Source organism: Streptomyces sp. NBC_01003 (genome assembly GCF_045162695.1).
Classification (GTDB): Bacteria; Actinomycetota; Actinomycetes; order Streptomycetales; family Streptomycetaceae; genus Streptomyces.
Genome location: NZ_CP108707.1, coordinates 2,063,313 through 2,088,871, shown reverse-complemented (window position 1 = coordinate 2,088,871; position 25,559 = coordinate 2,063,313). Strand labels below are relative to the sequence as shown.

Genomic DNA, 25,559 nt, shown 5'->3' with positions numbered 1-25,559 from the left:
CGGTCAGTACCGTCCGCGGCGTTGGCCTCATTACCGGTCATTGAGAGCGACCGGCGGCAGGCGAAGTCGCCGATCCAGCGCCTGGATGGCGTCGGCCTGCCACGCGGAGACGGACCTGTTCGCCTCGCGCGTGAGCCTGGGCACCGGATTCAACCCAACCTGCTGTTCTGACAGCGATTCCACCGCTGCCGATGGGATGTGACACCTTCTGTCAAGGTGTCACATCCGCACGCGCTTTCTATGCACTGCGCAGCTGGGCGTACTGAAGCTTCCCCGTGATCTTGGACACTCGATGCTTACGCCGCGAGGGCGTGTTCTTGCTCGTGCCACTGCCGGGTCTCCAACGGGTGGGGTAGCCCCAGACTGGATGGCGGCGTTGGTGGCGTCGGTTGTAGAAGGTCTCGACGAAAGCGAAGATGTCCGCGCGGGCGCTGGACCGGTCCGGCCAGCGGCGGGTGCCGATCTCCTCCTTGAGTAGTGCGAAGAATGACTCGGCGCGGCGTTGTCGAAGCACGAGCCGGCTCGGCCCATGCTCTGCCGCAGTCCCAAGCGGCTTATCTTGCATCGGCGTTCATCTGAGGTGTATTCACTGCCGCGGTCCGAGTGCGCAATGCATCCGGGCTGGAGTCGGCCGCGACCGGCGGCCATCTTCAGCGCGTCCATGACCAGGGATGCGCGGCGGTGGTCAGCCATCGAGTAGCCGACGATCTCGCGGGATGCGAGGTCCAGCCAGGTCGCCAGATGCAACCGGCCCTCGTCGGTGGGGATGTAGACATCCGATGCAGAGGAACCGTGAAGCGGCTGAGTGAAGTTGAGGGTCGAGTGGTGCGGGGAAAGCGTTGCCTTCGTTGAAGCGGACGCGCCGGGTGAGGCAGTGATGGAGGCAGCCGACCATGCGGTTGAACAGGTTGCGCTGGGCGGCGGTGTGGCGGTCTCCAGGCGCGCGACGGCGGTCGTCGTGGGCTCTGGCGCCGTCGGAATGGGTCAGGGAGGCGCGAGATCGGCGACGACCGATCCCGCTTCGGCGACGCCAAAGGCATGACCGGATCGGCCCCGTCCCAGGGCTCGGTTCTCTCAGCGGCGCCCGGGTGCGCCCCATGGCCTCTTCGACCAGGGGAAGCTGCCGCATCTGGGGCAGGCGTCGGGCAGTCTGGGAGTCGTTCTGCCTCGGCATCGAGGGTGACCTTGCGACCCGCCTTCTTCGGCAAAGAGCGGAGCTGAGTACGCGTCAGTCTGGCGGCCTGGCCGGGGCCGGGGCCGGGCGTGGGGGCAGCGGCCAGCAGGACGCGGGCGATGGGGTGGCAGACACCATCGCGGCGAACGCCGACCGCGGTCAGGAAGCCGGGAAAATAGATGCCGGTCAGGTCACGCAGCCGCTCCAGCAGGCCGAAACCGGCGTCGAATGTGATGACGCCGTGCGGGGCGTCGTAGGTGAACAGTCGGCTGGATCACGTCCGAGGCCCGGGAGGATCTTCTGGACGAGGCAGCGGCACACCAGGCCGCCCATGGAAGTGGGCGACCAGCTGGACACGGGGCGCCCCGGACTTCTCCCTGACTCGATCGGCTTCAGCAGGTCCTGTGCGGCAGGCTCCAGCCGGAACTCCCTGGGTTTCTTTCCCCAGGTGGTGGCCGAGGTGTCGTATAAGCGGTGGACCCAGATGCTGTCCGGCGGGATCGTGTCGTGGGGAGGCCAAGAAGAGTTCCTGGCCGCCGTTGACGAGGATCTGGTAGCTCTCGTCCAGGTCCAGGTCCAGGTCCAGGTGCAGGTGCAGGTGCAGGTGCAGGTGCAGGCGCAGCAGCGGGCTCTCGAACTGGTAGAAGTGCGGCTCGTTTTCCGGACCGCATTGTCGATGCCGGCGGTGTCACTGGCGAAGCCTCGGACGTAGACGATCGGTAGCTTCTCGGCCCCTGTCATGAGGTCCTCCCGGTCTCCGGTTACGGCGCACTCGTGACCCGGGCCCCGGGCCCCGGGCTGGGTGCGACGCTGTCCTGCCGGGCGGCCTGGTCCGGGTCGGCGGCCGACAGCATCTCCTCCAGGATCCGGATCGCCCCGCTGGCCCGCAGCAGCCCGTCACGCGTCGCCGTCTCGTCCTGCATCAGTCGCTTCAGCTGTGTCTCGCCCCGCTGGTAGTCCCGCTTGAGCTCGGCGAGCCGTTGTCGCATCCGCTCCTGCGCGTCACTCGTCTGCTGATCGGTCATGGTGCAGCCCTTCTCTGTGCTTCACGACACCGGCGGTCTCCGGTCGGCCATGCTCCGCAGGATGCAGGTAGTAGCCGCGGTCCGTCGGCGGCTTGTCCTCCTCGACGGCGATGCGGTGGGCCTGCGCCCACGCGTCCTGCCGGACTCCTGTGACCTGCCAGCAGACCTTGACGCCCGGCTGGTCGGTGCGCAGGGTGAAGCGGTTCTCCTTGATCTCGTCCGTCACCGCCGCCTGCGCCATGGTGCCCACCGGCGTGAGCTGGTAGCGGAAGTCGCGGTTGAGGGTTTCGAAGTAGTCCGGGAGTACGACGGTCGCCTCGCCCGCCTCATCGGTCTCCACCACTCCGTGGTAGAAGTTCGCCATGTCCGGCGACTCGACGAAGGAATGGCACAGGTACTGTCCGCCGGGGTCCAGCGGGTGGTCGATCCTGAATCCGCCGCCCCCCTTGTCCACCCTGCCAGCGACCCGCGCGTCACCGTTCACGTCGAGCTTGGCCTGAGGGGTGATGGTGCCCAGCCCGAGCGAGTCGTGGCCGCCGCTGATCGCGACGACGTTGCCGCCGCTCTGGATGCCCAGGACGCCCTGGCCGACGTCCATGATGCTCGAACCGAACAGGTGCAGGACGCCCGGTACGTCACGGCGGCCGAAGTGCCGGTCGAAGACCGCTTCTCCGGTGACGGACAGGCCGTTGCGGCAGGACACCCTGCCGCTGTCGGTGTCCATCACCAGACCCCACTGGGCACCGGTGTTGCCCCAGAAACCGACGCTCGTATCGGTCTCCATCCCGACGAACGCGCGGTCCTCGTCCGGCAGCATCTGGTGGAACCAGATGCCCGACGAGCTGTCACCGGGCCTCTCCCGCACCCTCATCCGCCCCCGGACGTCCAGCGCGTCGCCCGAGCCGAGACCCACCGAGAGCCGGTCCTCGCCGGACCACAGCCGTGCGGCTCCGTCGAAGGCGTACCAGACCCAGCGCTCCCCGCCTGTGGGCTGTTCGACGAAGTCACCCAGACCCCGGTCCGCGAAGGAGTACCCGCCCGCGCCGCCGCCCGAGTGGAGCCCCATTCCGTCCACGTGGAGGCTCGCGTTCGGGCCGTCGTCGGTCGCGATGGCGAGGCTTGTGATGTTCGCGCTGGCCGCGGACAGAGTGGATGTGCTCAGGGTGTTCCCGACGTCCACACTGCCCGCGACGCCCACGGCGCCGTCGGAATCGACCACCAGCAGATCGTTGTCCTCGGTCGTATTGGCGAGACGCCATGCGCCGTCGTCGCCGATGAACATGCCGTACGCCGGCCCGACGTCGTCGTTCTCCAGCTCGATGCCCGAGCCCGCGGCGGGCGACGTGATCCTCAGGCCGTGCCCGGCCAACCCGCGCGTGTCGATCTCCAGTGACGCGGACGGGGACGACATACCGATCCCGACCCGGCCCGTCGCCCCGTCCGCCGACAGGGCGGTGTGCTCGGTGCCGTCCGGGGCGGACACTGTGAGATCCACGCCTCCGCCACGCCGGGCGCGCAGTTCCCCGGCCGGCCCCTGACCGACGGGCGCACCGTTCTCCGACGCGTCCCGCGCGCAGCTCAACCGGATCCGCTCCACGGAAACGCCTGCCGCCCGGCGAGGCCCGGGCCGCAGAGCCGTGACGGCGCCGCCGGCGGCGAGGGAGACCTCGGCCAGCACCACCTGCCGGCCCACGTCCTCGAAGCTGTCGCCCGGCAGCAGCCGCAGCCAGGGCGCGTGCAGCCGGAGCAGACGGCTCTCGCCGACGACCTCACGCCAAGTCAGGGTCAGCAGATGCGTGCCTTCGGCGACTCCCGCGGTGTCCAGGCGCAGGCCGTCGGCGCCCACGTCCACGGTCGGGATGTTGAGCACCTCCTCCGGATCGACGCCCGGATCCACCACGGCGAACCCGTCCGCCGCGAGGATGGTCGTACGGCCCACGGAGTCGAGCGCTGTGCCGGGCTGGACGGTCACCGCCGGCTGTCCCGGCGTCGCGCTCACCTCCAGGCCGCCGCAGACGCCCCAGGTGTGCAGGGAGGACCCGCGCGCCTCGTCGAGCCGCCGATAGTAGTCCTCCGTGTCCACCTGGGTCTCCGCCCGGACCGTGCCGCCGCTACGGGCACTGCCGGTGTCGAAGTTGAAATACTCCGTGCGTTTGACTGCCATGCTGCTCACCGCTTATCGCTGCTAGGGCTCGGTCATGGTCACTTCGTTGAATCGGCAGTGGGCGGGCATGTGCTGCCGGACGATGGACTTGATGGTGCCCACGGCCTGGCTGAGCTCGCGTCGCTGCTCCACGGGGTCCGCCGAGAGCTGTGCTCTCGAGAAGTGGATGACCACGTTGATGTCGAAGGGCCCGAACCGGGACCGGTAGCCGTCGAGGCGGACTCCCGAGGACTCGATCTGGCCGGGGTCACAGATGATCAGGTGCTTGCCGTGTGCCGTCATCCCGGTGGGATTGACGAAGTGCCCGGGTTCGGTCACCCGGAGCGTGCTGCCCGCCGTCGCTCCGGGCGCCGTCTCGACGCGGACGACGACAGCGGGCCAGGCGGTGTGGAGGATGAACGGGTGCTCGGTGGCCGAGGGCCAGAAGGGGCGGAGGCCCGCGTCCAGGACGTACAGGCCGTCGGCGCCCGTGCGCGTGACCGCGGTGGGCGCCACGAGCGGATTCTGTGGGGGCAGCAGCCGGGTGTGCGTCCACTCGGTGCCGCCGCGGACGATTCGCACCAGGTTTCCGCCGCCCGCATGCTCCAACGGCGGTGCCTCCCGGTCGCCTCCGTCGCCGATGATGAGCGTGCCGTCGTGGTCGACGAACAGCGACAGGGGTTCCGTGACGAGCGCCGGATCGAGGTCCTTGACCGTCACGCTGAGGGGCGCGGGCCGGACGACGAACACCTTCGGCCTCGCCACCTCTTCCGGCTGGAGTCCGCGGTCCAGGACCAGCAGGTCGCCCTGATCGTCGACGGCCATCGCCAGCGGGAACCCCGAGCCCGGCGTGAGCCTGGTCAGCTCCGTCGCGGTATCTGCGGTGTACGGAGCCGGCAGGGAGAAGATCTTGCCGGTGCTGTCGAGGATGAACAGCGTCTCCGGTCGCCCGGCCCGGGCAGGGCCCACGGCCACGGCGATGATCTGGCCGAACATCTGCTGGGGGGCGAGTGGGCGGGGGAGCGGCGGACTGCCTGCGAGGTCCGGCTGCCCGGTCGTCGCGTCCAGCCGCCAGACCTGGCGCCGCACCCCGGGGGCGAGGTCCGCCGGCAGCCCTCGGTCGCCGGCGAACAGACTGCCGTCAGGACCCCGCGCGACACACCAGGGACGCAACAGCCCCTCTCGCTCCACCGCGAGGCCGTCGGTCTCGTCGAGCAGCGGCCGGAAGGGCGATAGCGCGGACACCGGCGCCGGCACCCCGGCTGCGATATGCGCCACGAACAGTGAGGAACCGTCGTCCACGGCCACCCGGGGTCGTACCTTGCCCACGGAATACAGGTCCAGGAACGTGGTGAGCCCCGAACGCAGACCGCGGCGACTGTGGACCTTGCTGATCTCGGCGGTCGCCTTGCGTCGCTGGTACTCGTCCCACAGCTGCCGGCCTTGCAGCTCGGGGAAGCGCAGCGACACCCAGGAGGCCAGCCACGGCAAGAACTCCGGGGGTGTCGTCCAGGGATCGAACAGCCGGTCCAGCAGCGCGATCCGCTCCGCGATCGACAGGTGGGTGTCGTTCTCGTCCCCTGCCTGCGTGTGCTTCGTGTGCAGGACCGGCACATCGTCGTCGATGCCAGTGAGGATCTTCTCGAAGACGCAGAGGGTGCTGCCGAGGGAGAAACCGGAGTCCTGCGGTGCGTCCTTCCACAGCACCGGTGGGAGGTGCCGGAGGTAGCTGCTCTCGGGCATGGCAGGTGTTCCTCTCTCCGTTCACCGTCAGGAGGTCGACTGCCTGACCGGCACGTCGGGCACGCCGGCACAGACCAGCTCGTAGTCGGCCACCTGGACCGAGGCTCCGGGCGGCGCTTCCTGGAAGGGCCGGTTGCCGGGATATGCGTGCGGGCCGGCGGCGACGGTGATCTGTTCGATGTATCCGACGTCGTCGGGTGGCATGACCGCCCGGAACAGATCGGAGCTGAAGACGTGCTGACCCACCTCCCAGCCCCGGCCGGCCGGTCCGCCCCGGGTCGGGTGCAGAAACTCGGTGATCTTCCGAACGACCTCGGCTCTGACCTCCTCTGTGTCGACCCCGGCGAGGGCCGCCTCCCGCCACACGACCACGGACACCTTCGCCACGATCGGCAGATACCGGGGGCCGAGGACGAACAGCCGGACGGTCAGATCCCGGCGTTCGTCCAGGTAGGCCCGTACTGCGTCGATCAGTTCGGGCGGAGGCTCGGGCCGCGACACCGCGACGCCCTGGTCCGGTACGACGATGACGGAGACGTTCCCGGGGGCGCGGTCGATGCCGCCGAACGTCCACGGGGTGCCGCGCGGCGGATGCGGCGCCAGGCAGGCACTGATCCGGACGTCGCTGGTCGCCTCCCGGGCGAGGTAGACGAAGTCGTCGGCCGTCACCGCGCGCTCACGGATTTTCAGCTCCTCCGGGGCCCGGCGCAGGGTGTCCTCGATGGGCTCCTCGTCACTGCCGTCGTTGGCCGCCGCCGGGTTGGTCACGTCGAGACCGCCGGGTACCGTCCCGTCGGGAGCGGTGCCGATCACGACGATCCGGCCGGGGGAGACGTTGCCGGCCGCGCCCGACGCGACATGCCGGTACGTCTTCGCCCGGATCAGGCTGCGGGGCGGCGGGATGCTGCCGTGCCCCTCGTTGTGGCGCTCGTCGTGACTTCCGAAGCCGATCTCCCCGGTCACCGGGTTGAGCCGGTACACGTTGCCCGGCCCTGGCAGCAGCTCGGGCGCCTGCTGCCAGGTCTCCCAGGTGGGCGGCGTTCCTTGTCCGACCTGGATTTCGACGTGCGCGTAGGGGGCCTTGGCATCCGGCCCCCGGTACAGCGGACGGTGGCGCAGCGCGAACGTCTGGAAGGGCTCGCCGTCGCTCTCGCCCAGCATCTCGGGGGAGCGGATGGTGAGCGCGGTGTGGGCGGGCGCGGCGTTGAACAGCACCCTGTCCAGGCCGATTTCCAGCGGGTCGTCGGACGGATTGCCGATCCGCAGGCCGATCCAGAAGCGCGCGGTGTCGAAGGCGGCGGAGCCGGGTGCCGGGCTCGCGTTGCCCCAGTCCTCCGCCGGGTTCTGGGCGGCCCACGACTGAGGTACGGGCAGGGCGACTGGCCTGTCGTGCATGCCGTTCGTCGTACCGGCTGGGCCCAGTTCCGGCCAGTCCCCGGGCTGTTCGTCGGGGACCGACGCGGCCCAGGTCGCCGATCCCGCCGGCGCGTCGGGAGCCGGCCGGAACAGGCGCGGCCGGAGCGAGATCTCCCCCTCGATCGCGTTCTCGAAGCCCAGGCACAGATGCGTCGTCGTGCCCGGCGGGACCGGGACCAGCCGCCGCCCGGCCCCCGAGCCGACCAGGTCGGCCGAGACGTCGTCGTAGACGAGCAGGGAGTCGTCGTCGGGATCCGGTGTGAGGAGAAGGGCGGTCGTGAGGCTGGTGGGAAGGATGGTGACGTCCGCGTCCGTCTCGAAGACGACGGGTGCCTCCCCCTCCTCGGGCAGGGTGTGCGCCTGGGTGCCCGCCGGCACGTGCACCGGCGCGGGCCCCTTGACGCCGAACGACAGGTGAGTGGCTGCGGGGGTGGCGGGGTCGCGGGTGATGCCCATCAGGTTGAGGAAGGCGATGTAGTTCTTCTCGGGCACCTGATTCAACCGGTAGATCAGTCCCTCGCCGAGCCAGGCGAACAGTTCGATGAGCGTGATGCCGATGTCGCTCGGCCTGTCGTCCGTCCACTGCGGGGCGTACGAGGTCCTCAGGGCACGCATCTGCGTGGACAGGTCCTGCCAGGTCCGGTCGTCCAGGTCGGGGGGCTGGACACGCCCGCGCTTCGATTCCGGGGTCATAGCGACCGCTCCAGCGGGAAGGGATGGACGAGGCGGTCGGCGGCGCCGGTCGCGCGGACGCGGTAACTGATGTCGATCAGGAGCGCTGCCCCCGCGTCGTCGTTGGTGACGGTGACGTCGAGGAGGTCGATGCGCGACTCCCATCTGGTAAGCCCTTCCTCGACGTAGTAGCGGGCGAGGCTGGCCGTCGACTCGTTGTTGGGCGCGAACAGCAGCCGCTTCAGGTTGCAGCCGAAGTCGGGGCGCATCACCCGCTCGCCGTACTGCGTCTCGAGGATGATGCGGATCGACTCCTGGATCTTGCGCCCGCCCGCCGACTCGTTGAGCCCCGTGGTCCCCAGTCGCACCGGGAAGGCGAGGCCGCGGCCATGGATGTCCGGGTCCATGAAAGCCTCCGATCACACCGAGGTGAGCTTGGACTGGTTGGGCTTGGGCATCAGGACCGGTGGTGGCGGCAGGCCGTCCGTCTGCACGCCAATGACGTCGAGCATGACGGGTTTCCCGCCTGCCTTCAGCTTGGCGGACTCACCGCTGAGCACCGCCGTGATGTGCAGACAGGGCGACCCCGACGCGGCGTTGGGGCAGTTCGCGACGTCCTTCAGGAGGCTCGCCTTCACGAGCACCGGATGGCCCTCGACCTTCAGCTTTTCCTCGCTGGACGTGCCGACCAGACCGGGCACCGGGGGCGGTGGCGCCCCGGGCGGTGGCGGCGGAGGCAGTGGCTGCGGCACGTGCCCGCAGGTCACCATGCTGGCCGTCGTCAGTACGTTCCCCATCCGAGGTCCCTCCTCAGGAGATGTCGACTTCTGTCTCGTTCACGGTGACCGTCGTGGCACCCCCTGCCGCCGCCAGCGTGACGGACCCGCCGGCCGTGATGTTCAGGTCCCCCGCGGCGCTGATGGTCAGCGAACCGTCGGTGGCGTTCAGGGTGATCCGGCTTCCGCGCCCGCCGTCCTGGATGACCAGCTCGCCGCCGGCCTTGTCGTCGTCGAAGGTGATGGTGTGACCGGCCCGGCTCTTGATGACGCGGGTGCTGTTCGTGCCGTCGGTGTTGGTCTCGGGGGGCGGCTGGTCGGCGTTCCACAGGGCGCCGATGACGTACGGCTTGCTCAGATCGCCGTACTCGAAGGCGACCAGCACCTGGTCGCCGACCTCGGGCAGCCAGTAGAACCCCATGTCCTGCCCCGCCATGGGACGCGCGCACGGGGCCCATTCACTGGTGAAGCGGTCGGACAGCCCGGGGAAGCACACCTTGACCCGACCGATCGGGGCCTTGGGCGGCACGGCCATCACTTCGTGGTTGTCCTCGACCACGGCGAGGACCACGCCGTAGAAGGGCTCCGCGCGGTTGGGCGGCGGGTGTTCCACAATCTGCTTGCGCAGCATGCCGAGCAGGCTGGAGTGGCCGCTCTGGCTGATCGAGAAGTCGGTAGTGAAGCCGCCCTCGTCGATCCGGTGGATGACCTTACGGAGGCGGTAGGTGCCGCTGAACCGCTTGCCGACGCCGCGGATCTCGATGAACTTGCCCGCCGTCAGCTCCGGAATGCCGATGCACGAACCGGTGCCCTCGTACATGCCCTCCAGCAGCTCCGCCAGGAGGGACTCCGCGAGGATCTTCGCGTCCAGGGGGTTGTCCATCACGTGTCGGCGGATCCCCTTGCGTGTCATGGTGAGGACGAGGTCGGCCGCGGAGCTGCCGAGGCGCTCCGTGAGCTGGTCTGGATCGAGGTCGGCGGCCAGTGCCAGGCCGTGGATGGTCTGGGCGAGTTCCTGGTTGTAGCCGCGTACGGCCTGCAGCCCGGCGGCACCCGAGGCCGAGATGCGCGGGCTGAAGCTCGACAGGTTCCGGCCCCACTCCAGGACGTGGGCGGCGGGCTGCGGACGGGGGAACTGGAAGTGCAGCCGGTCCCACTCGACGTACACGTCGAAGTGGTAGCGCTGGGCGCGCTCCTTGAGGAACGCCATGTCGCTCCCGACCTGGATGATCTTTTCCTTGAGGCCCGGAGTGGGGTCCACCACGGGGATCAGCCCGTTCTCCACGGCGATCTGCGCGGCCACCATGCTGTCGTTCATGAAGGTGTACTCGGTGGGCTCCTGCTCACCGCGGCGCATACGGTACGACTTGTCGTAGCCGGACACCTGGACGGTCGGCGCGCCGCTCTGCGGGAACGACGGCTCGACGGCGGCGATTTCGCCGAGGAAGGCCGGCTTCAGGTCGTTGCCGTAGCCGAGGTGGATCTCCACCGTCTTGCCCGGGTCCAGCAGGGGCGAGTCGAGCAGCCGGTTGTCGGGGTTGCGCAGCACGAAGCTGAAGGTGCCTGCGAGGTCAAGGCTGGTCTCCACGGTCATGGCCACCGCCTGGTCGGCGAGTTCGGCGGCCATGGTCAGCCCGGCGACCCGGATGTCGAAGCGCGGCGCGTACGAGGAGGTGCTCATGGCCGTGTGCCTCCCCGCCGTCGCGGCGGAACGACCAGGCGGGTGTTGGGTGCGAGGTGGAGCGGGTCGACGATGGCGTTGGCCTGGGCGATCTCGCGCCACAGAGCGGGGTCGCCGAGGTAGACACCGGCGATGGCGCTGAGCGTGTCGCCCTCCACCACGACATGGACCGCCGGCTCCTGCGACATGACCGACTCGGCGGTTGACACTGCCCGGTTGACGACGCCCGATGCCGTGGGCGAAGCGAAGAAGACTCCGCTGCGCACCTCGACGTCCGTCGGTACGTATTCCTGGAAGCGCACCGAGAGGCTGGAGCGCACCGGGGTGCCGTTGCGTAGGAACATGGTGAAGCGCTGGTTGGCGTCGACCAGGACGCAGCGGAACTGGAAGCTGCCCAGGGAGAAGAGCAGGATCGGTGGGGCATGCGTGCCCGGCCGCTTGTCCAGCAGCCGCACGATCGGCCCCGTGTGTGCGCGGACGTCCCCTCCGGTTTCGTACGTGTCGAAGAAGAGGTCCATGGCGAGGGTGCGTGCCCTGCCGCGGACGTACTGCACCGGCGGGGTGTTCAGGCCTGGGATGCCGATCTCGGCGAAGCTGTTGCCCTGGTCGAGCTTCATTTCCTCCGGGTTGAACATCACCGGGTAGCTTTCGCCCGACGCGGTATCGATGATCTCGGCCTTGGCCAGGGCGGCGCTGACCGAAGCGGCGCCGGGCAGCGGGGGCAGGCGGAAGGGTGTGGTCGCCATGTCAGCCTCCGCGCTCGAACTCGGTGCGCAGCTGGCGTATGACGTCGTCGATCACGTTCCGGCGCAAGGCCTGTAGGTCGAGTGGCGGCGGTGCGGTGGCCGTGACGTCGGTGTGGCGGTCGGTCGGGGCCCGTTGGGGGCGGGCCGTCGGTGAGGCGAAAGCGGTGGGCACTGGCATCTGGGTCGGGGCCGGGGCCGGGGCCGGCGGGTGCCGGTCAGGGGTGTGTCCGGATTCGGTTGACGGCGGTGGCAGGGCGGCGCCGGACCGGTCACCGAAGATGGCCGCGCGCTCATTGGCCAGCGCCTCCGCCTCCTCGGCCCGCGCGCCCGCGCCGGTCGCTCGATGCCAGGACGCGCCGGGCCGCAGCAGGGCCAGGACGTGTGTGGCCTCGTGCACGAGCAGCCCGAAGCCGCTCTGCTCCGCCGGCCGCAGTCGGCCGTGTCGGAAGTAGACGTCCCGCCCGACGGTGACGGCATCCGCCCGTTGTTCACGCGCGAGCGCGCCGGACTCGTCGTCGTGGTGCACCCGCATAGCGTCGGCCGCGGGGCCGACGGTTGCCCGCAGCCGCGATCTGACCGCGGCGGGCAGAGGGTCGCCCGCGTACGGTGGCACGGACGAGGCCGGGGGGCGCCATGCCGGGCCACGCCCGTCTCGGCGCACGTGCCCGAACGTCGGCCGTCGCGCCGCGGGAGCTTCGGGCAGCGGGAGACCCGGTGGTACAGGCGTCGGCGGCCCGCCCGGCGATGAGCCGACGTCGGGTCGCGGCCGACGCCTGACAGCGGTCGCGGTGAGCCGCGGAGGTCGGTCGGCGTCGCGCTCGATCCGGTCGAACCGGCCCGCACACACCACCAGCCCGGATGCGTGGTCGATGAACACGCGCAGCGGCCCCGCCCACGGCAGTGTGGTGAGCAACTGGACGGTCAGACGGCGCCCTTGAGCGTCCAGACGTTCACCCAGGGTCGGCCGGGGCGGGAGGGGACCGTCCTGTGTCATGGCTCGCCATCTCCTTCCCGGGTGGTGGCGATCTCGCGGATCCAGTGCAGTCGTTCGGAGTGGTCGAGGGTGAGCAACTCGGCCAGGGACCAGTGGACTTGGCGTCCCAGAAAGGCCACCTCCTGGCGGACCCGTTCCACGGGGTAGCCTCTTATCCCCCCAGCGGCGGCATCTCCGCCTCGTGCTCCCGGCCGCAGTGGGGACAGGTGATCAGGATCGTGGTGGGTGCGAGTCCGTTGATCCGGTTGTAGAGATCCTGTAGATGTGCCAGGTCCTCCGAGTAGAGACTCTCGATCACGCCCGGTGTAACCTCCAGCACCCCGCCCAGCTTGGTCACCACACGGGAAAGGAGTATGACGATCAAGTACGCGGGCCAGTCCTGCACACGCGGGTCCTTCAGGGGGTAGATCTCGTCCGCGGCCGTCGCCAGCCGCATCACGCCGTTGCGATGCAGGTTGCCGACGCCGTCCACATACCCCTTCGGCAGCTCGAACTCGACCTCCGTGACCAGCATCGCCGTCACACCCTGGTCAGGCCCTCGTGGGCCAGCACGAGCGTGTCGACGGCCACGTCCGTGCCCTTGGCGCTCAATGACGCGCCTTCCCATTTGGCAGGCCAGGCGCTGATGAAGTTCCAGCGCGCCACCTCGGTGTGATTGCCCAGGTCGTACACGACGATCGAGCCGTTTTTCCTGACCACGTTTCCGTCCACCACTTGCTGGCGCCAGGCCCACAACTCTCGCGAAGGCGTGATACCCCACTTGAGGGTGATATCGGAATAGCTCGTCTTGCCGGGCAGTTTGCGTACCGTGGTGTTGTCGCCGCCCTCGCGGTTCTCGACGATCTCTGTGGTCGACCCCAGGCCGCTGCATTCGCTGAAGCTGGCCTGGGCGATTCCGTCCAGCTCCACAAGGAAGTTGAAGTTGCGGAAGGGGTCGACCCGCTGGCCTGTCTGTGCCATGTCCGGTCCTTCTCTCTACGCTTCGTTGACACGGCCGCCGCCGGACCACAGGCCCAGCTGGATCACGACCTGTTCGGCGGGTCGGGTGGGCGCCAGACCGATTTCGATGAACACCTGGCCCAGTTCCAGTACCGGGGCGGGGTTGAGTTCCTCGTCGATCTTGACGTAGAAGGCCTCCTCGGCTGTTCGTCCGAACAGTGCGCCGGCCTGCCACACCCGCGTGAGGAACTCCGTGACGGTGCGTTCGAGGGCCTTCCACAGTGCCGTGTTGTTCGGCTCGAATACGGCCCAGCGCAGACCTTGCAGCAGGGAGTCCGAGATGTATGCCACGAGCCTGCGCACGTTGACGTACCGCCAGGCCGTATTGCTGGAGAGCGCACGGGCACCCCACACCATGGGCGGGCCACCGGGGAAGGTCCGGAGCGCGTTGATGTTGAGGTTGTTCAGAACACCCTGTTCCGCGTCGTTGAGGTGGTGCTCCAGGTCGAGGGCTCCCCGTACAGCCTCATTGGCTGGTGCCTTGTGTACCCCGCGTTGGTTGTCGCTGCGGGCCATCACGCCGGCGATGTGACCCGACGGGGCCACCGTCACCTGTTCCGGGCTGTTCGCCGGTGCCTCAGGATCGTTGATGCGGATCCACGGCCAGTACAGGGCACCGAACCCGCGCTCGGTCATCAGCCCGTCGCGCTGGGCACGCAACGGTTCGGTGTCTCCGGTGTCGTCGGGATTACGGGCACCGTCCAGGACCGCGAAGCGGTCACCCATGGCCTCACAGTGGTTGATCACCTTCACCTGGTTCGCGAAGTCCGTCTGGCCAGGCAGGCAGACGATACTGACATCCAGCGTGTGGGTGAGCGCCTCCAGGGCACTCTCCAGCCCCGACATGTCGCTGACCGGCACGATGTAGGCCAGCGTTCCGCCGTTCTCGAAGAAGCCGCGGGCGGCGTAGGGAAGACTCAGCGGCTTGCTGAAACCGCCGAATTCGCGTAGGTAGGAGGTCCAGTTCGTCACGAGCACCGGCTTGCCCGGCACGATGTCGGCAGGGTCGCCTGCGACCGTGCCGATCAGCGCCGCCGTACTGGTACCCGCTCCCGCGATCGGCCCGGCGGTTTCGATCTCTTGGAGATATATGCCTGGCGCCCTCGTCTCGAAGTCGGTCATCGAAGCCTCCTGGGCTGGTCTGGGGTGTGTCAGGGTTGCGGAAGGACGACTTCGTGCACGTCGCGGCCGGATACGTACTCCACCCGCGTCCGCACGTCCGGTTGACCCGCGGGCCGGACGAGCAGCGTGTATGTGCCGAAGTCCAAGTGCGCGAAGGAGAAGTCGCCCGAACGGCCCACCACCGTGTCCCGCCCGGCCTCGACCACCTCCACGTGTGCCCCGGGCACCGGCTGCACGGTGCCGTCCACCTTCTGGAGCAGTCGGCCCCTGAGCGTGGGGTGGCTGGGGGAGGGCTGCACCTGGATGTCCCGCACCTGCGGGTACCGCTCCGGCTGCTCCGGCTGCTGCAGTCCCAGGGTCACGTTGAACGACAGCGCCAGCCGGGGAGCTACGCCAAGGGCCGTCCAGAACTGGCCCATGCCTGTGCTGTCCTTAGGCTGCCCCACGAAGGCAGGGAGTGGGTGCAGCTGCGGCGGCTGCGCCACACTGCCCTGGAGGAATCGCTCGTCGATCACGGGAAAGCGGCTGAGCCAGAGGAACAGTTCTCCCAGCAGCCGATGCTCGTCCTCGGTCCTGACCCCTCCGGTCTTGTGCGACCAGACGGTGGCCAGGTACGTGCAGTCCACCCGCATCGGTGGGCGCCGGCTGACGAAGCCGTCGTCGACCACGTTCTCCAGGAGGGGGGCCTGATCTCTGAGCGTCCTGTTCTCCTGGACATCGTGGAGAAACAGGTTCACCGTGACCTGGGTGGGCTTGAAGTCCTTGTCGGGCGTCACGAAGCTGACTTCGGCCCCACGGAGCGCTTCGGGCGCCTCGCCATCGCTCAGCATCGCCTTGAGCGTCGCGTCGAGGTCCTGGAACACGGCTCAGCCCTTCTCTCCGCCGTCCGGCCCCGCTCCGGGCATGACCTGGTCCAGCTTCTGGAATTCGCGCCGGGTCGCCCGTAGCAGGTGCGGCATACCGATCGCGGTGCCGTCTGAGGCCGCCAGGAACGCGGCATGCAGCACAATGTTCCGGATGCTTCCGCCCGTCAGCTGGAAGTCCCGGGCCAGTCTCCCGAAGTCCAGGGCGGGGTCGCGCGGCGCCTCCGGAGGGAAGCACACCCGCCAGATCCGCTCACGGTCCGCTTCGCTGGGGAAGGGGAACTCGACGATGAACTGCAGGCGCCGGGTGAACGCCTCGTCCAGATTCCGGCGCAGGTTGGTGGTCAGGATGACGAGTCCCTCGTACTGCTCCATGCGCTGGAGCAGGTACGCGATCTCGATGTTCGCGTAGCGGTCGTGCGCCTCCCGCACCTCGGAGCGCTTGCCGAACAGCGCATCGGCCTCGTCGAAGAGCAGCACGGCGTCAGTGTCGGCCGCGGCGGTGAAGATGCGTTCCAGATTCTTCTCCGTCTCCCCGACATACTTGCTGACCACGGTTGCGAGGTCGATTTTGACGAGGTCGAGCCCCAGCTCGTTAGCGATGACTTCGGCTGCCATGGTCTTGCCGGTGCCCGGAGGGCCGCTGAACAGAGAGCTCACGCCCTTTCCGCGCGAGAGAGTGTGCTCGAAGCCCCAGTCGTCCATGACCTGCCGGCAGTGCGCCACGCGCTCGCAGAGTTCGGCGAGCGGAGCCGAGCAGACGGGTGGAAGGACGATGTCGTCCCATCCGTATACGGTCTCGACGCGCTGTGCCAGAGACGCCAGCCGGTGGCTGTTCTGGGCGCGAGCGGAGGCGAACAACTCGGCCCGGGCCGGCACAGGAGCCGGGGGGTTCGGCAAGGCCTCCGGGCCGGCGCACGCGGTTCTTCTGCCGGCCTCACCGACAGCGGTCAGGGCCGCCTCAGCGATCTGGTCCGGGCCGAGCCGGAAACGGGCGGCGACGTCGTGGAGATCGGTGGGGGCCACGCTCACACGCTGGGCCGCCAGTTCCCGCTCCCAGAGCGCTTGCCGTGCGGCGAAGTCACACCGGGCGACCGGTACCGGGACGAAGCCGAGGGCGTGCTGGGCCAGGGGCGTCCAGTCCCGTTCTCCCTCGACGACGACGGGGGCGTCGTGCTCGGCGAGAAGATCGCCGAGCACCCGCTCGCGGACGTCCTGGTCGTCAGGCTGGAGCCGGATGGTATCGACGTCGTCGATGCGGAGCAATGCGCCCAACAGCGATGCCTCCCGGAACGCGAGGGCCAGCACGGCCGCCGCCGAGTCGAGGTCATGAGGCAGGCCGGAAGTCTCTACGGTCAGGAGCGCGAGCCCAAGTCCCGCAGCCACGTCGCGGGCGAGGCGACTCCTGGCGGAACCCGCGGGCCCTTGGACGTACACGCGCAGGGGACGCCGCCCGTCGGACCACTCGGCGATGCGCAGCAGGCCCGCGTCGGGATCCGACGCGGCTTGGGGAGTCTCCAGCCGGCAGCAGTCGGCGAGCCTGCGATCCAGTCCGCTCTGACCGAGCAGCACGTCGGTGATCTGCTCGTCCAGCACCATGAAGTGCGCGAGCAAGGGAGGATGGATGGCCCGAGGGTCGGGGACGAGAGTCAGAAGGCGGTGCGCGGTCAGCGGTGCCTCGGGCGCGAAGACCCCACGGGAAGCCAGCCGCCCGTCGGCGGTGTTGGCCAGCAGGTCCAAGGCCAGTCCCACCAGGGGACGCTTCCGACTCACGTCGTCCTGGAGATAGCCATAGAGGCGTTCGTAACGGAGGTCCACCTCGGGTGCCAGTGCCATCAGCGCCACGTCGAGTTCGAGATCGGACAGGCCGTAGCGAGTTCGTAGCCACAGCCATCCCGCGTGGTCGGATGTGATGTGATCCCATCCGGGCCGGGGATCCCGGGCCGCGGGTGCTTCCAGCAAGGGGCGGCCCGGGGGCAGTTGGAGCAGATGCCGCGCCTGAGAGGCGCTTACGTGCAGGCCTGGAAACGCATCGGCCGCCGTCTCCGCCGCCCAACTGCTTGCCAGGGCGTCGACCGCCTGCGCCAGAAGGCCGTCCAGGCGTGAGAGCGCCAAAAGCAGCGGGGAACCCACCACACAATTGGGAGGGGTCAGGACTTCGGACACGTGAGACTCCTCAGAAGAGGGTCTTTCGTCAGGGCTTTGTCCAGATAGCCTGATAAATGGTACATATCTACCTAAAGTGCGTTCTGGTGATATGTCAATTCGTGTTGCTGTCAAGTCGCAGGGAAGAGGCCGTTCGGCGGGCGATGCTGTGAGTTCAGGCAGGCCGCTGCTCCCGCACCGAGGCCATCGCCGTCCGCGCCCGCTGCGCGGGCCGCGTCGCCGCCCTCACCCACCCCCTGGCGGTGGCCGTCCGCGACCTGGCCGTCCGCGTCACCCCGGACCACGTCGCCCAACGCGCCGTCGACGACCTCTACAACGGCTTCCGCCTCCCGGCCGCCACGCCCTCCCCGGCGGCGTAGAACCCCTGAAACGCGGGTTGTCGGCCCGGCGGACGTACGACTGGCAGGATCCTCCTCCATGGCATCGCGCTCACCGACGCGGACGGTCGCGGCCGTCGGGGGAAGGGCGTCATGCCCCCGGACTTCGCGTCGGGTGCCGGATGACGCGCTCCGGTGGAAAGCCCAGCGGTGACCGAGAGTTCGAGTCGCCCGCCGAGCGCACGTCCAGCCCGGGGCTCTCCTCGACCATCCAGCGTCGGGGGCGTCGGTGTACCGGAACGGACGCACGCGTGGGGTGGGCGGCGGGGTCACGCGGTGCGTTCAGGCGCCTGTGGCGGGATCCCAGCGGTTTGGGTCGTACGGGATCCTGGCCGGTGGCTTCAACGCCTCTTCTCTCGTCACCCGCGCGCCCGTCGAGTCGTGGTAGATCATCTCGCCGTTCACCTTGTCGACGGAGTAGCCGGTACTCCGGTATCCCTCGTCGTACGTGCTGGGATTGAACCGCTTGTTCTCGTCGACCTGGTGGAATTCCACGTGAGCCCCTTCGGGGAACCATTCGGGCTTCTCCCTGGCGATTTCCTCCAGGACCTCCGGAACGGCCTGGATCAGGTCGAAGGCGACCCCCAGGCGCCCTGCCAAACCCTCGACGAAGGAAGGGCCTTTGCCGCGGCTGATCTTGGGGACGGCTCCGGGCGTCACGGACGACTTGCCCACCGCCTTGGGTGCTGCCACCTCGCCGACCCCGCCCGCCTTGGGTGCCGCCGCCTCGCCCACGGGGGCCGTCTTGGGTGCCGCCGCCTCGCCCACGGGGGCCGCCTTGGGCGGCGCTGCCTCGCCGGCCGCGCCCGCCTCGGGTGCTGCCGCCCCGCCCGCCCCCGCCTTCTTGGGTGGCGCTGCCTCGGCCGTTCCCGTCCCGGTCTTCCCGGCCGGAGCCGGTGCGGGGGTCTCCGGCCCGGTCGCTTTCTGCGGCTTGAGGCGCGGGGCGGCCTGGGTGGCTTTGGCGGCCTTGGATGCCGCGGGTGACTTGGGTGTGACCGGTTTGGAGGTGCCTCCCCCCTTGGGCTTCGAGACGGTCGCCTTGCCCGCCTTGGATGCGGGAGCGGGACGGCTCGCTCCCGCCGAAACGACCTTCCCCTTCTCGCCGATGACGAAGGCGTCGCCCTCGTTGAAGGGCACCGTGTTCTTCTGGATGTCCCTCAGGTCCTTGAGGGAGAGGTTTCCGCCTTTGCTGCGGACACGATCATTGATCATCTTGTGCCATCGGTTATGGGCGACGTTCTCCATCAAGACCAGATTGCTGGGGTCGTTGGGAAACCTGGTTGGGAACCGGTGCGCGAATTCCAGGGGGGTGATGTGGTGCACCTGATACCCCGCACCGGGTTGCAAGCCCTTCCCCATCGTCGCCGTGCGCCACTGGTATCTCGCGTCCGAGCGCAGTCGGTTCTTCATGCTCCCGGTGAGCTTCTTCCCCTGGGCGATCTGCCGCCTGATCTGGGCCCTTTCCCTGCTGGTCAGGGGGTTGTCGAAACCGCCGACGCCGCCCGAGACGGTCTGGGTCGCCGGCGTCGAGGTCACCACGGCGGTCTGAGGCGCCCGGGCGATGCCGATGGCCGAGCCCTGGCTGACCGGGGCGGGGCCGAGCCCGGCGGCCCAGCGGGAAGAACCGTCACCGGCCACCCGTTCATGGCTGTCCGAGCCGGCGGGAGCGGCCCCGCCAAGAGCCTGCTGGACCGTGTGGGTCAGCTCATGGGCGATCAGCGCCCGACCCGCGGTGTGCTCGGGCCGGTACTCGCCCGGCCCGAAGACGATGTCCTGCCCAACCGTGTAGGCCCTGGCACGCAGGGCGTTCGCCGATGCCGTCGCCGCGGGGGAGGTGTGGAGCCGGACCCCGGACAGATCGGCACCGAGATGCGATTCCATCTCCGCCCGCAGCGACGGGTCGAGCGCGTGCCCGTCGGACGAGGAAGCGTCCCGCGCGGTGCGGGCCCCCCGCGCCTCTCGGTTCAGGTACGCGCCGACGGCACGGTTCCCCGCGCCGGACGCGATCAGCCGCGCGAGCCCGTCCGGCCGCTGTTCCCGCTCGTCCGCCTGAGGCATCGCTGGTGACGGCCTGCCGCGGGAGGTGCCAGCCTGTACGTCTGTCAGTCGTATGTGTTCGGCCATCAGGATTACCCGCTTGCGTCGGGACCGATGGAATGGATCTTCTCCAGTCTAGTTTCGCCTGCCGGGACCCGCTCTTTCCGCGCATCCTCCGGCAGCTGGTCCGTGGGCCGCCAGTGGCCGATCCCGCCCGCCTTCAGCTGTACCAATGGCCCACGGCGGCGTCCTCTACGCCACCGCCGTGTCCCGGAACCACTGGCCCGCTGACGTCCCACGCCGAGCTGCTGCGCCACTACGGCGGCTGGCATCCCCGAACACCAGCGTCTCAATCGCAGGCCGTGGCCCGTTGGTGGCTGCTACGCAATTGAGGACGGTGGCAATACCGCATACCCGGAGCGCCGGCGCCTCGCCTGACGGTCACACGGCGCGCAGCCAGATGACGTCCGGCTGCGCGAGCTCGACCTCTTGGGCGTCGGCTTCGCCTGCGTCATGCGTCCTGCGGTTCAGCTTCGACTTGAGGTCACTCAACCGACTCTTGATGTGCGGTGCGGCCTTCATGGCGCCGACGCCCAGCGCGACACCCGCGGTCAGGACGACGGCGGCCGCCTTGATCGCGGCCCCTTGAGCCGGAATCAGGTTGGCGTGAGTGACGAGTGCGTTGTCGTCATCGCGTGCAAGACCGTTGAGACTGCCCGGGATGCTCGACTTCGAGAGATGCGTCCCGGCCGGACGCTCAACAACCATCAGGTCCCGGATCATCTTGGGCAGCTCATTGGACGCCATGCGGTAACTGTAGAGGCGATCACCGACGTTGGGGCGGGAACGCCGAGAGTCTGGGCCGCTGGTGGCTATCCGTCAGCCTGTGTGAGCCAGCCCCGAATCGCCTGCCGGTCATCGTCGGTGAGTCGCATCTGGGCGTTCTCACACAGCGCGAAGACGCTCTCCGCCCAGGCTGCGGCAAGTTCCTCTGCCGTGACGGAGTCATTCAGTGGTTGCCCGGCGCTCTTGAGCCCCCTGATGACGAAGTTGACAGGGCCACGCGCGACCGGTGTCCCGCGCACCTCGGTCTGGTCACGCACTCGCTTCGACGTGGGGAAGAGGTAGAACGGCTGCTGCCGAAGGTCATCAGCGAGAGCCTCAAAGAGCGTGCGCTAGGAGTCAGCTGTCAGCGCCGGCGCTCCCGTCACTGTGCTCACCCGCTGCAGGAGCGGATCCAGCTCCGTCCACGTCCGTTCCGAAATGTCACTTGCTGTATGGCGGGCCGGGTCAAGAATGTGGCCAGGCGGCGACAGCTGGTACTGCAGGTCGGGAACATGGAGCTTGACGAAGTTCCCGAAGGACCCGGCGCCGCACCACGTATTTGCGACGGTCGAATCGACCGCGAGTGCTGCCTGTGCTGCAGCAGCCGAGGTTAGAGGGCGATCGGACGCACGGACTGCCACTCGGATCGCCTCGGCGATCGCGCCAGCATCGGCAGTCTGGTGTGCCTGCGGTTGCTTGTCGGTGGACCCCCGCGGCGACGCCACGTAGGGCCGGGGAACGTAGTCGAGAGAAATCTCGCCGCCCTCGTACACGTCTCCGCGGACAGCCGCGGCGAGGTGTTCGGGCGTGACGAGGGTGTCGCAGTTCGAGCGGTAGGCCGCGGCGCTCAGTCCCGGAGTCACGACGGTCGTCCACCGGTCCTGCTCCCGCAACCGCCGGAGCACGGGCGTGAAGTCGGCGTCCCCCGACAGTATGACGAACTCGTCGTACCGAGTGGGGTTCACGAGGGCGTCCATGGCTTCTCGTGCTCCGCCGGCAGCCGGTCGGCCTGGGCGATGACGTCGAAGTTCACACCGCCCGCGACCAGCACGCGCTTCGGCCCGCTCGCGGCCGGCCCCAGCGGTAGCTCTCGAACAGGACGTGGCGCACGAGTCGTTCCCGGCTGTCAGGAAGCGCGTCGAGCGGGAACGAGGCGTGGGTCACCAAATCGCGGACCAGACGCTCGTACGTCTCGTCGTTGGACCCGCACTCGTGGAACGACCGCATCAGCTCACGATGCAGCTCCCCGGGATGCAGATCCAGCTCCTCCAGCCACGCCCGGTTCGCGACGAACACGTTGGCGGCCGCCGAACGCAGCAGTGCCTGGGTCGGGGCCGACAGTATGTCGGAGTTGAGGAGTTCGAAGTGGCGTCAGGGGCGGCGTAGAGCCATGAACACGCGCTCGGCGTGTCCATGCAGTGCCGCAACGAGCACCTCGCCCTGGGTCGATGTGCATTCCATGACCAAGAAGCGGCGATTGAGACGTGTGGTCTCCCTTAGCGCCGGTTCCCGTACACGTGCCACTTCCAGATCAGGAGGCAACATCAACGGGTTCTTGTGACGCGGACGAGGCTCCCAGGACCAGGCCCCGGACTCGATCACGAAGTGCCCGTATGTCCATCTGGGGGCTTGAGGGTCTTTCAGGACACAGACGACCTTGATGCGCCGTCCGTCGATGAGGTGACTGGTGATCTTGCGTTGCTGCCTGTTGAGGTTCCAGGCAGCAAGCCCTGCACCACCGGCGAACATTCCGACGATCACCGGAATCTGATCCATGTGCGCATTGAAGCAGGGCCGAGAGCAATGGAGGAACCCTTTTGCGCATCGCGTATGCCACCGCCGACCAGCTCGCCGCCTGCACCGGAACCCCGTTTTGTCGGGCGCCGGCAGGCTGGTGGCCCGGGCACGTGGAGCACGTGCCTACGGCACGCTGGCCGGTAGTGCCGTGAGTTCGAGCGCGAATCACCTCACGGCCCTCCGACGCCGAAGGCCAGGCCTGCGCCATGGAACTGGCGCTGCGCGACGCCGGCCTGGCCCCGGCGGACATCGGGCTAGTGCACGCCCACGCCACCTCGACGGAGTCCGGAACGGCAGTCTTCATGGATGTTGTGGGACGCCGGTTTGACGAGATCCGGGCAGCCGCCCCGTGACGGCAGCCCGACGGTCTTCGATCCCCAACGCCGTACCGGTACGCACGCAGGTGGTCGATCATCATGTGGGTGAGGCGGGCTCCGCTCGGCAAGCACGCACGTCTCCGATGACTCAACTGCACGACCCGAACGGTGCGCTGCGACTGCCAGTGTTCGGCATGCGCCGCACATTTCCGGCTTCGGCGGCCTCAGCACGAGGAGATCACCCGGCTACGCAGTCAGGTCGCCCCGGCGGCAAGTGCGGTCTGAAGGCCCTGGCCGCTGATCAGGCTGGATAGGGGTTGTAGCAGTCCAGGGCCGGGTGGTACAGCACTTGCCAGGTGCGGTCCTCGATGATGCCGCTCGCCGGGAGACCGTGGCAGCCCTGGATCCACTCGATCTTCTTCAGCATGGCCGAGTCAAAGACCCCGTCGAGGGTGAGCTTGGGCGGCTCGCCTCCCCATGCGTTGCTCAAGCATTGCGCCTGCTTTACCACCACACTGGTGTCCCCGTACATAACCGTGGGCCGAGACGCCGACGAGAGGTAGGAACACTGATGGGGGACGGCAGCGGCGACAGGTGGCACTGCCAGGCCTAGTGCGGCGGCTGTACACAGCGCCGCACCCAACGTGGCCAGTCTGTGCTGTCTCATGCCGCTCCTTCCGGTCCGGCCGCTTGCTGGAGCGGCTCGGCGTCTGGGGGCGATGGATGGGCCCCATTATCCCCACAGCCAACAACGCCTGCGAGTCGCGACCGTTACGGCCGTGGCACCGTCGTAATGAGGCGGCTAGATGTATTGAGCATGAGCGTTGTTGACACGCGCGGGCCTTGAAGAAGGCGAAGGCCTCCGTGTGTGGTGGAGGTGTCGAATCTTCACCGCACGGAGGCCTTCATGTCCCACCGTAATGCCCGGCTGACCCTTCATGGCAGGCGGATCCTGGTCGACCGCGTCTGTGCCGGCCGGCCGATTGCCCACGTCGCAAAGGAAATGGGCATTTCCCGCCCCACCGCCTACAAGTGGGTGCGACGCTGGCGAGCAGAGGGAGAGGCCGGGCTTTACGACCGCTCCAGTCGCCCCTACGCAACACCGCTGCGGACCCCGCCGGCACGCGAGGAAGAAGTCTGCGAACTGCGCCGCAGCCGCAAGCTCGGTCCCGCCAGGATCGGCCCGATCCTCGGCATGCCTGCCTCGACGGTGCACCGTGTCCTGGTGCGACACGGCCTGAACCGCCTGGCGTTCATGGACCGGCCCACCGGACAGGTCATCCGCCGCTACGAACGCGACCAGCCCGGTGACCTCGTCCACGTCGACGTCAAGAAACTCGGCCGGATCCCGGACGGCGGCGGCCACCGGGTCCTGGGCCGCCAGGCCGGCCGAACCACCCGCAAGAGCATGGGCTTCGACTACGTGCACTCCGCCGTCGACGATCACACCCGCCTCGCCTACAGCGAGATCCACGCCGACGAAAAGGCCGCCACCTGCGCCGACTTCCTACGCCGGGCAGCCGCCTTCTTCACCACCCTCGGCATCACCAGGATCGAACGCGTGCTGACCGACAATGCCTGGTCCTACCGCAAGAGCTTCGCCTGGCGTCAGGCCCTGGCCGAACTCGGCGCCACGGGCAAGCTCACCCGCCCCTACCGACCACAGACCAACGGCAAGGTCGAACGCTTCAACCGCACCCTGCTCGATGAATGGGCCTACCTCCGCCCTTACACCAGCAACAGCGAACGAAGCGCAGCCCTGACAGACTTCCTCCACACCTACAACCACCACCGATGCCACACCGCACTCGCAGGCAAGCCCCCCATCAGCCGCGCAAACAACGCTCCAGGGCAATACAGCTAGATCGTCCGCTAGCTCGCGTACGTGGTGCGCCAGCAGCACAGCTAGCGACCGGTGCATGTGGGGTCGCAGAGCAGACAGGCAGCGGTGTGCATGGAACTCGGCGGTCTGATGTTGCCCGAGCGAGAGGTACGCGGAAGGTGCGAGGGAATCCAGCTCGGCCTGGTCGTAGAAGGCGACCAACCACACGGGACGGTGGGCGTCGGGGTCTGCGCGGTCTGGCGGGCTGGCTCAGCGACTCGGGCGTGTACCTCAGTCAGGTCGCGGGCGGCGGTGGCATGGTCGCGGGCATCGCGTGCGGACTCGGTGCCGGTGGTCCTGGTGACTTGCCCGAGGGCGCCATCGAGGGCCTCGTCGGTGAGCTGCTCGCGCCGCCGTACGGCACTCGGCGATCTCCCTCTGCCTCGACACCGGGCACCTGCTCATCGGCGGTACCGACCCCGCCGAGCTCACGCGCCAGGCACCCGAACGGATCGCCCACACGCACATGAAGGACGTGAACGCCTCCCTCGCCGCGAAGGTCCAGGACGGCCGGCTCACCTACACCGACGCCGTACGAGAGGGCATGTACCTTCCCCTCGGTGCGGGAGACGTCGACGTCCAGGCCATCGTGACCCACCTGGATGCGCGTGGATGCGACGGCTGGTACGTCCTCGAACAGGACACCATCCTCACCGAGGAGCCCCAGGGAAAGGGCCCCGTCGACGACGTGTGGGCGAGTGCCGAGCACCTCCGCTCGGTGCTGCGCGACGCCGCGCAGGCACGGACTCAGGTGTAGAGGGATGCCCACGCAGGCTGTGGTGGCTGAAGACCTGCTGGCCACCT

At 68.7% G+C, this 25,559-nt stretch carries 24 protein-coding genes and 3 pseudogenes; 3 read left to right on the top strand and 24 right to left on the bottom strand.

Annotated features, from left to right (window positions below):
* Nucleotides 1-219: 219 nt before the first annotated feature.
* The 22 genes and pseudogenes from OG698_RS09895 to OG698_RS09790 all read right to left on the bottom strand — a co-directional run bounded on the left by OG698_RS09895 (nucleotide 220) and on the right by OG698_RS09790 (nucleotide 22,535).
* The gene (locus OG698_RS09895; RefSeq protein WP_406110943.1) at nucleotides 220-768 is read right to left on the bottom strand and encodes a transposase; all 549 of its coding nucleotides are present in this window, start codon (nucleotides 766-768) and stop codon (nucleotides 220-222) included.
* A 584-nt stretch (nucleotides 769-1,352) separates the two neighbouring features.
* Nucleotides 1,353-1,915, bottom strand: a pseudogene (locus OG698_RS09890) (esterase/lipase family protein); the annotation flags it as partial.
* 20 nt (nucleotides 1,916-1,935) lie between these two features.
* A complete protein-coding gene (locus OG698_RS09885; protein WP_406102686.1) occupies nucleotides 1,936-2,199 on the bottom strand; it encodes a hypothetical protein in 264 nt (87 codons plus the stop codon).
* Entirely contained in the window at nucleotides 2,177-4,363 is a 2,187-nt protein-coding gene (locus tag OG698_RS09880) for a hypothetical protein (RefSeq protein WP_406102684.1), read from the bottom strand. The genes OG698_RS09885 and OG698_RS09880 overlap by 23 nt, the downstream gene beginning before the upstream one ends.
* A gap of 21 nt (nucleotides 4,364-4,384) precedes the next feature.
* On the bottom strand, nucleotides 4,385-6,085 hold the full coding sequence (locus tag OG698_RS09875) for a phage tail protein (RefSeq protein WP_406102682.1): 1,701 nt from the start codon (nucleotides 6,083-6,085) through the stop codon (nucleotides 4,385-4,387).
* Between the two features lie 27 nt (nucleotides 6,086-6,112).
* On the bottom strand, nucleotides 6,113-8,194 hold the full coding sequence (locus OG698_RS09870) for a putative baseplate assembly protein (RefSeq protein WP_406102680.1): 2,082 nt from the start codon (nucleotides 8,192-8,194) through the stop codon (nucleotides 6,113-6,115).
* The gene (locus OG698_RS09865; protein ID WP_406102678.1) at nucleotides 8,191-8,580 is read right to left on the bottom strand and encodes a GPW/gp25 family protein; all 390 of its coding nucleotides are present in this window, start codon (nucleotides 8,578-8,580) and stop codon (nucleotides 8,191-8,193) included. The genes OG698_RS09870 and OG698_RS09865 overlap by 4 nt, the downstream gene beginning before the upstream one ends.
* 12 nt (nucleotides 8,581-8,592) lie before the next feature.
* Nucleotides 8,593-8,970, bottom strand: coding sequence for a hypothetical protein (locus OG698_RS09860; RefSeq protein ID WP_406102676.1), 378 nt, complete (start codon nucleotides 8,968-8,970; stop codon nucleotides 8,593-8,595).
* A gap of 13 nt (nucleotides 8,971-8,983) precedes the next feature.
* On the bottom strand, nucleotides 8,984-10,630 hold the full coding sequence (locus tag OG698_RS09855) for a phage baseplate assembly protein V (protein ID WP_406102674.1): 1,647 nt from the start codon (nucleotides 10,628-10,630) through the stop codon (nucleotides 8,984-8,986).
* Entirely contained in the window at nucleotides 10,627-11,376 is a 750-nt protein-coding gene (locus tag OG698_RS09850; protein ID WP_406102673.1) for a LysM peptidoglycan-binding domain-containing protein, read from the bottom strand. Before OG698_RS09850 ends, OG698_RS09855 begins: the two co-directional genes overlap by 4 nt.
* A 1-nt stretch (nucleotide 11,377) precedes the next feature.
* Entirely contained in the window at nucleotides 11,378-12,370 is a 993-nt protein-coding gene (locus OG698_RS09845) for a DUF4157 domain-containing protein (RefSeq protein WP_406102671.1), read from the bottom strand.
* Nucleotides 12,367-12,510 (bottom strand): DUF6760 family protein, encoded by a 144-nt coding sequence (locus tag OG698_RS09840; RefSeq protein ID WP_406102670.1) that lies wholly within the window; start codon nucleotides 12,508-12,510, stop codon nucleotides 12,367-12,369. The genes OG698_RS09845 and OG698_RS09840 overlap by 4 nt, the downstream gene beginning before the upstream one ends.
* A gap of 11 nt (nucleotides 12,511-12,521) precedes the next feature.
* Nucleotides 12,522-12,884 carry a hypothetical protein gene (locus OG698_RS09835; RefSeq protein ID WP_406102668.1) on the bottom strand — a complete coding sequence of 121 codons (363 nt, stop codon included), beginning with the start codon at nucleotides 12,882-12,884 and terminating at the stop codon, nucleotides 12,522-12,524.
* 5 nt (nucleotides 12,885-12,889) lie between these two features.
* The gene (locus OG698_RS09830; RefSeq protein ID WP_375992450.1) at nucleotides 12,890-13,330 is read right to left on the bottom strand and encodes a phage tail protein; all 441 of its coding nucleotides are present in this window, start codon (nucleotides 13,328-13,330) and stop codon (nucleotides 12,890-12,892) included.
* A gap of 15 nt (nucleotides 13,331-13,345) precedes the next feature.
* On the bottom strand, nucleotides 13,346-14,491 hold the full coding sequence (locus OG698_RS09825; RefSeq protein ID WP_406102667.1) for a phage tail sheath subtilisin-like domain-containing protein: 1,146 nt from the start codon (nucleotides 14,489-14,491) through the stop codon (nucleotides 13,346-13,348).
* A gap of 29 nt (nucleotides 14,492-14,520) precedes the next feature.
* Nucleotides 14,521-15,354: a Pvc16 family protein gene (locus OG698_RS09820; RefSeq protein WP_406102665.1), complete on the bottom strand. Its 834-nt coding sequence runs from the start codon at nucleotides 15,352-15,354 to the stop codon at nucleotides 14,521-14,523.
* Nucleotides 15,355-15,357: 3 nt separating this feature from the next.
* Nucleotides 15,358-17,520, bottom strand: a complete 2,163-nt coding sequence (locus OG698_RS09815) for an AAA family ATPase (RefSeq protein ID WP_406102664.1) — start codon at nucleotides 17,518-17,520, stop codon at nucleotides 15,358-15,360.
* Between the two features lie 659 nt (nucleotides 17,521-18,179).
* Nucleotides 18,180-19,955, bottom strand: a complete 1,776-nt coding sequence (locus tag OG698_RS09810) for a DUF4157 domain-containing protein (RefSeq protein WP_406102663.1) — start codon at nucleotides 19,953-19,955, stop codon at nucleotides 18,180-18,182.
* A 420-nt stretch (nucleotides 19,956-20,375) separates the two neighbouring features.
* On the bottom strand, nucleotides 20,376-20,741 hold the full coding sequence (locus tag OG698_RS09805; RefSeq protein WP_406102662.1) for a hypothetical protein: 366 nt from the start codon (nucleotides 20,739-20,741) through the stop codon (nucleotides 20,376-20,378).
* A gap of 368 nt (nucleotides 20,742-21,109) precedes the next feature.
* Nucleotides 21,110-21,736 (bottom strand): NYN domain-containing protein, encoded by a 627-nt coding sequence (locus OG698_RS09800; RefSeq protein WP_406102661.1) that lies wholly within the window; start codon nucleotides 21,734-21,736, stop codon nucleotides 21,110-21,112.
* Nucleotides 21,737-21,788: 52 nt separating this feature from the next.
* Nucleotides 21,789-22,055: a hypothetical protein gene (locus OG698_RS09795; protein ID WP_406102660.1), complete on the bottom strand. Its 267-nt coding sequence runs from the start codon at nucleotides 22,053-22,055 to the stop codon at nucleotides 21,789-21,791.
* Nucleotides 22,056-22,130: 75 nt separating this feature from the next.
* Complete coding sequence (locus OG698_RS09790) at nucleotides 22,131-22,535, bottom strand: hypothetical protein (protein WP_406102659.1); 405 nt, start codon at nucleotides 22,533-22,535, stop codon at nucleotides 22,131-22,133.
* A 227-nt stretch (nucleotides 22,536-22,762) separates the two neighbouring features.
* Between OG698_RS09790 and OG698_RS09785 the strand changes: the two genes are divergently transcribed.
* Entirely contained in the window at nucleotides 22,763-22,909 is a 147-nt protein-coding gene (locus OG698_RS09785; RefSeq protein WP_406102658.1) for a hypothetical protein, read from the top strand.
* Nucleotides 22,910-23,174: 265 nt separating this feature from the next.
* Here OG698_RS09785 and OG698_RS09780 read toward each other — a convergent pair whose 3' ends face one another.
* Nucleotides 23,175-23,363, bottom strand: a complete 189-nt coding sequence (locus OG698_RS09780; protein WP_406102657.1) for a peptidoglycan-binding domain-containing protein — start codon at nucleotides 23,361-23,363, stop codon at nucleotides 23,175-23,177.
* Between the two features lie 417 nt (nucleotides 23,364-23,780).
* Here OG698_RS09780 and OG698_RS09775 point away from each other — a divergent pair, with 417 nt between their 5' ends.
* Entirely contained in the window at nucleotides 23,781-24,737 is a 957-nt protein-coding gene (locus OG698_RS09775) for an IS481 family transposase (RefSeq protein WP_406110941.1), read from the top strand.
* Between the two features lie 24 nt (nucleotides 24,738-24,761).
* Here the strand turns inward: OG698_RS09775 and OG698_RS09770 are convergent.
* A pseudogene (locus OG698_RS09770) lies at nucleotides 24,762-24,950 on the bottom strand (hypothetical protein); the annotation flags it as partial.
* Between the two features lie 169 nt (nucleotides 24,951-25,119).
* Between OG698_RS09770 and OG698_RS09765 the strand changes: the two are divergent.
* Nucleotides 25,120-25,512 (top strand): annotated as a pseudogene (locus tag OG698_RS09765) (sugar phosphate isomerase/epimerase family protein); the annotation flags it as partial.
* Nucleotides 25,513-25,559: the final 47 nt, after the last annotated feature.

Excerpts from the sequence above, each read along its gene's own strand:
- OG698_RS09885 (WP_406102686.1), bottom strand. The coding sequence starts at position 2,199 with ATGACCGATCAGCAGACGAGTGACGCGCAGGAGCGGATGCGACAACGG.
- OG698_RS09825 (WP_406102667.1), bottom strand. The coding sequence starts at position 14,491 with ATGACCGACTTCGAGACGAGGGCGCCAGGCATATATCTCCAAGAGATC.
- OG698_RS09865 (WP_406102678.1), bottom strand. The coding sequence starts at position 8,580 with ATGGACCCGGACATCCATGGCCGCGGCCTCGCCTTCCCGGTGCGACTG.
- OG698_RS09860 (WP_406102676.1), bottom strand. The coding sequence starts at position 8,970 with ATGGGGAACGTACTGACGACGGCCAGCATGGTGACCTGCGGGCACGTG.
- OG698_RS09775 (WP_406110941.1), top strand. The coding sequence starts at position 23,781 with ATGTCCCACCGTAATGCCCGGCTGACCCTTCATGGCAGGCGGATCCTG.
- OG698_RS09800 (WP_406102661.1), bottom strand. The coding sequence starts at position 21,736 with ATGGACGCCCTCGTGAACCCCACTCGGTACGACGAGTTCGTCATACTG.
- OG698_RS09810 (WP_406102663.1), bottom strand. The coding sequence starts at position 19,955 with ATGCCTCAGGCGGACGAGCGGGAACAGCGGCCGGACGGGCTCGCGCGG.
- OG698_RS09875 (WP_406102682.1), bottom strand. The coding sequence starts at position 6,085 with ATGCCCGAGAGCAGCTACCTCCGGCACCTCCCACCGGTGCTGTGGAAG.
- OG698_RS09835 (WP_406102668.1), bottom strand. The coding sequence starts at position 12,884 with ATGCTGGTCACGGAGGTCGAGTTCGAGCTGCCGAAGGGGTATGTGGAC.
- OG698_RS09790 (WP_406102659.1), bottom strand. The coding sequence starts at position 22,535 with ATGGATCAGATTCCGGTGATCGTCGGAATGTTCGCCGGTGGTGCAGGG.
- OG698_RS09870 (WP_406102680.1), bottom strand. The coding sequence starts at position 8,194 with ATGACCCCGGAATCGAAGCGCGGGCGTGTCCAGCCCCCCGACCTGGAC.
- OG698_RS09880 (WP_406102684.1), bottom strand. The coding sequence starts at position 4,363 with ATGGCAGTCAAACGCACGGAGTATTTCAACTTCGACACCGGCAGTGCC.
- OG698_RS09855 (WP_406102674.1), bottom strand. The coding sequence starts at position 10,630 with ATGAGCACCTCCTCGTACGCGCCGCGCTTCGACATCCGGGTCGCCGGG.
- OG698_RS09785 (WP_406102658.1), top strand. The coding sequence starts at position 22,763 with ATGGAACTGGCGCTGCGCGACGCCGGCCTGGCCCCGGCGGACATCGGG.
- OG698_RS09845 (WP_406102671.1), bottom strand. The coding sequence starts at position 12,370 with ATGACACAGGACGGTCCCCTCCCGCCCCGGCCGACCCTGGGTGAACGT.
- OG698_RS09850 (WP_406102673.1), bottom strand. The coding sequence starts at position 11,376 with ATGGCGACCACACCCTTCCGCCTGCCCCCGCTGCCCGGCGCCGCTTCG.
- OG698_RS09830 (WP_375992450.1), bottom strand. The coding sequence starts at position 13,330 with ATGGCACAGACAGGCCAGCGGGTCGACCCCTTCCGCAACTTCAACTTC.
- OG698_RS09805 (WP_406102662.1), bottom strand. The coding sequence starts at position 20,741 with ATGGCGTCCAATGAGCTGCCCAAGATGATCCGGGACCTGATGGTTGTT.